Origin of the sequence: Roseisolibacter sp. H3M3-2, assembly GCF_029211165.1 — a bacterium.
Taxonomy (GTDB): Bacteria; Gemmatimonadota; Gemmatimonadetes; order Gemmatimonadales; family Gemmatimonadaceae; genus Roseisolibacter.
The window spans coordinates 1-4,267 of record NZ_JARGEK010000386.1 but is presented as its reverse complement, the minus strand read 5'-3'; the positions used below and the strand labels follow the sequence as shown (position 1 = coordinate 4,267).

The following is a 4,267-nucleotide window of genomic DNA, read 5'->3' as shown; positions in this document are numbered from 1 at the left end:
GACTTGCCGCGCTGCGCGCCGCGCGCGCCCGCAACCAGGCCGTCGGCCGCCGCGTCGCCGGCCGCCGCGCGCGCGCCAACTTCGACACGCCGCCGGTCGCGGTGCTCGGCGGCGCGCTGGCCATCGCCCTCGTCGCCGGCTTCGGCACCGCGCTCGCCTCCGAGGTCCGCCGCCCCCGCGTGGCCGACGCGCGCGAGGTCGAGCGCGTGGCGCGCACGCGCGTGCTGGCCGTCGTGCGCCCCGACGCCGTCATCGCCGAGCGCGCGCGCCGCGCCGCCGACGTCGAGCAGCCGCCGCTCGTCGACACCTCGGTCGAGAGCTACCGGCTGCTCTACCTCAGCATGGCCGCCACCGGCGCCCGCGTGCCGGTGGTGACGGTGCTCGGCGTCGAGCCGGAGGTCGTCGCCGCCGTCGCCGCCAACGTCGCCGCGCTGGGCGCCGAGGACGGGCGGAGCACGCTGGTGGTCGACGCCGACATGGGGCGCGGCGCGCTGTCGGTGGCGATGGGGCTCGGGCTGCGCCCCGGGCTCTCCGACGTGCTGCGCGCCGGCCTCCCGGTGGGCGAGGCGGTGGCCGCGGTCCCGGTGGGGCGCGCGCTCACCGTCGACGTCCTCCCCGCCGGCGTCGCGCCGACGCCGCCGATCGTCGTCGCCCCCGAGTCGCTCCCGCCGGGCGCGCGCCGCGCCGACGACGACCCCGCGGTCCTCGGCACCGCGCTCGACCCGCTGCGCGAGGACCTCGCGCGGCTGACGCGCCGCTACGACCTGACCGTGGTCGCCGTCCCGCCCACCGAGGAGGCGCGCGGCGCCGGCAGCGTGCTGGTCGCCCCCGACGTCATCGTCTGCGCCCGCGCCGGCCACACCCCGCTCCCCGCCCTCGCGCGCGAGATCGCCCGCCTGCGCGCGCTCGGCGCCCGCGTGCGCGGGCTGGTGGTGTGGGAGGGGGAGCCGCCGGCGGTGCCCACGCGGGCCGAGCTCCGCGACAGCGTCCGCGGGAGTCGCGCGGCGTAGCCTGCGACCTGCGACCTGCGACCGGGTGCTCTCGTAGGTCGCAGGTCGCAGGTCGCAGGTCAGTCCGCCAGCTCCGCCATCCGCCCCGCGAGAAAGACTCGCGCCGGCTCCGCCCCCGTCAGCGCCAGCGCCCGCGCGTAGGCCTCCCGCGCCCCCGCCGCGTCGCCGGCCGCGCGCAGCCAGTGGGCGCGCGCCACGTGGTACCACGGGTAGCGCGCCGGCACCGCCGCGTCGTCGATCGCGTCGAGCGCGCGCAGCGCCGCCGCCGGCCCCTCGGCCATGCCGACCGCCACCGCGCGGTGCACGCGCGTCACCGGCGACGGCGCCGCCTCCAGCAGCGCGTCGTACGCGTCCACCACCTGCGCCCAGTCGGTCGCCGCCACGCTCGGCGCCGTCGCGTGCAGCGCGGCGATGCGCGCCTCCAGGTGGTAGCGCGTCAGCGCGTCGCCGCCGATCGCGCGCTCCAGGTGGCCGAAGCCGCGCGCCAGCAGCGCGCGGTCCCACCGCGACCGGTCCTGGTCGGCCAGCAGCACCACCTCGCCGGCCGCGTCGGCGCGCGCCGGCAGCCGCGCCGCCTGCAGGCAGAGGAGCGCCGCCAGCGCGTGCGACTCCGGGGAGCGCGTCGCCGGGTGCGCCGCCACCAGCCCGGCCAGCCGCACCGCCTCGGCGCACAGGTCGGGGCGCACCAGCGCCGGCCCCTCCCCCGCCGCGTACCCCTCGGTGAAGAGGAGGTAGCACGTCGCCAGCACCGCCGGGCGCCGCGCCGCCAGCTCGGCGGCGCCGGCGGGGACGGCCACCGGGACGCGCGCCTCGCGCAGCCGCCGCTTGGCGCGCACCAGCCGCTGCGCCACGGTCGCCTCGGGGACGAGGAACATGCGCGCGATCTCGCCGACGCCGAAGCCGCCGACCGTCTTGAGCGCGAGCGCCACCCCCGCCTCCGCCGGCACCGCCGGGTGGCAGCACGCGAACACCAGCGCCAGCTCGTCGTCGGCCACCTCGTCGCGCGACGCCGCCGCGGCGGGGTCGTGCCGCGGCGCGTCCGTCCACGCGTCGAGCAGCGCGAGCTTGCGCCGCAGCGTGGCGTCGCGCCGCGCGACGTCGAGCGCGCGCCGGTGCGCCACGCGGAACAGCCACGCCGCCGGGTCGTCGGGGACCCCGCGGAACGGCCACGTGCGCAGCGCCTGCAGCAGCGCGTCCTGCACGATGTCCTCGGCCAGCCCCACGTGCGCGCCGCCCAGCCGCCGCGCCAGCGCGGCGACCAGGCGGCCCGACTCCTGGCGGAACAGGTGCTCGACGAGCGCCGCGCTCACCGCCGCCCCGCGTCGCTCACGTCGGTTCGACCTCGCGCACCTCGATCCACCCGTTCGAGAGGTGCGGGCACTCGCGCGCGATCGCCACCGCGCCGTCGTAGTCGTCGGCCACGACGGTGAAGAAGCCGCCGAGCACCTCCTTCCCCTCGACGTACGGGCCGTCGGTGACGGCGCCGCCGGCGCGCACGTGCCGCCCCCCGTCGTCGCGCAGCTTCTGCCCGCCGACGATCCGCCCGCGCTCGCGCAGCCCGCGGCTCCACTCCGCGTAGCGGGCGACGATCGCCTGCATCTCCTCCGGGCTCACGTCGGCGTACTGGGCGGGGTCCTCGTGGAGCAGCAGCAGGTACTGGGGCATCGGTCGGTCCTCGGATCCGGGTTCCGCGGCGCCCGCCGGTCGGCGGACCGCATCCCAGAGACGCACGCGCCCGGGAAATATCGACAGGATCCTGCGACCTGCGACCTGCGACTTCACGGCCGCTGTTGGGTCGCAGGTCGCAGGTCGCAGCTCAGGCTTCTCCCGCCAGCTCCCGGACGCGCGCCAGCGTGTCGACCTCGGAGGCCGGCTTGTCGTCCCGCACCCGCAGGATGCGCGGGAAGCGCAGCGCGTACCCCGCCTTGTGCCGCGCCGACTTCTGCACCACGTCGAACGTCACCTCCAGCACGACCTCCGGCCGCACCTGCTGGTAGCGCCCGAATTTCTGCACCGTCATCGCCTGCAGCCGCTCCGTGAGCGCCGCGATCTCGGCGTCGGTGAGCCCGTTGTACGCCTTGCCGACCGTCAGCAGCGTCGGGTCGTCCTCCCCCGCGCGCACCGCGAACGTGTAGTCGGAGAGCACCTTCGCCCGCCGCCCGTGCCCCCACTCGGCGCCCACGACCACCACGTCGAGTGTGGCGAGCGCCTTCTTCAGCTTGATCCACAGCTTCCCGCGCCGCCCCGGCGTGTACGGCGAGGCCAGCGACTTCGCGATCAGCCCCTCGTTCCCCGCCGCGCGCGCCTCGGCGAACGCCGCCTCCACCTCCTCCGCCGTCTCGGCCAGGCGGTGCGGCGCCAGCCGCGCGTGCGGCAGCGGCCAGTCCAGCGCCGCCAGCCGCGCGCGCCGCGCCGCGTACGGCTCGTCGAGGATCAGCGCCCCGTCCCACGCCAGCGCGTCGTACGCCACGAACTGCGCCGGCACCTCCGCCAGCAGCGCCGCGTCGTGCGTCTTCCGCCCCAGCCGCCGCTGCAGCGCCGCGAACGGCAGCGCGCGCATCGGGTCGGCGGGGTCGTGGGCGAGCAGCTCGCCGTCGAGAATCACCGACAGCCCCTCACCGCCCGGCGCTCCGCGCCCGGCGCTCGCTTCCCCGTCCGACGGAGGGAGCGCCGGGCGCCGGGCGCCGAGCGTGGCGAGGGCCTCGACCACCTCCGGGTAGCCGTGCGAGATGTCGTCGAGGGTGCGCGAGTACAGCGCCACCCGCACCGCCCCGTCGGCGCCGCGCGCGACGTGGGCCTGCGCGCGGATCCCGTCGTACTTGTCCTCGACGGCGAACGGCGCCGGCAGCGCGGCGGCGATCTCCTCGGCGGTCTCCATCGGCTGCGCGAGCATGAAGCCCAGCGGGTGGAACAGCGCCAGCGACGCCTCGCCGAGCCGGTCGCGGCGCGCCAGCACCGCCACCTCGCCGACGTCGCCGCGCAGCAGGTTGGCGTGGCGCACCGCGTCGAGCGGGCGCCCGAACGCCTTGGCCAGCGCCTCCTCGACCTGCGCCTCCTTCAGCCCGATGCGCAGCTCGCCGCTCCCCAGCAGCAGCTTGATCGCGTACTGCGCCTCGGCCGGCCCCAGCGCGGCGAGGAGCGCGCGCACGAGGTCGCGCTTGGCGTGCGCCCCGCGCGTCGCCGCCAGCGCGTCGAACGCCGCCGCCATCCCGGCCAGCGTGCGCGCGCTCGGCGCCGCCGGCGCGCCGCGCTCCTCG

3 protein-coding genes and 1 pseudogene are annotated in these 4,267 nt (G+C 78.2%); 1 reads left to right on the top strand and 3 read right to left on the bottom strand.

The window, feature by feature from the left end:
• Positions 1-1,010: pseudogene (locus tag PYV61_RS21615) on the top strand (hypothetical protein); the annotation flags it as partial.
• A 59-nt stretch (positions 1,011-1,069) separates the two neighbouring features.
• On the opposite strand, the gene PYV61_RS21610 reads toward PYV61_RS21615, so the two are convergent.
• The 3 genes from PYV61_RS21610 to PYV61_RS21600 all read right to left on the bottom strand — a co-directional run.
• A complete protein-coding gene (locus tag PYV61_RS21610; protein WP_275835554.1) occupies positions 1,070-2,320 on the bottom strand; it encodes a sigma-70 family RNA polymerase sigma factor in 1,251 nt (416 codons plus the stop codon).
• A gap of 16 nt (positions 2,321-2,336) precedes the next feature.
• Entirely contained in the window at positions 2,337-2,675 is a 339-nt protein-coding gene (locus tag PYV61_RS21605; protein ID WP_275835552.1) for a YciI family protein, read from the bottom strand.
• A gap of 151 nt (positions 2,676-2,826) precedes the next feature.
• The coding region (locus PYV61_RS21600) for a hypothetical protein (RefSeq protein WP_275835550.1) at positions 2,827-4,267 on the bottom strand (1,441 nt) is incomplete at its 5' end.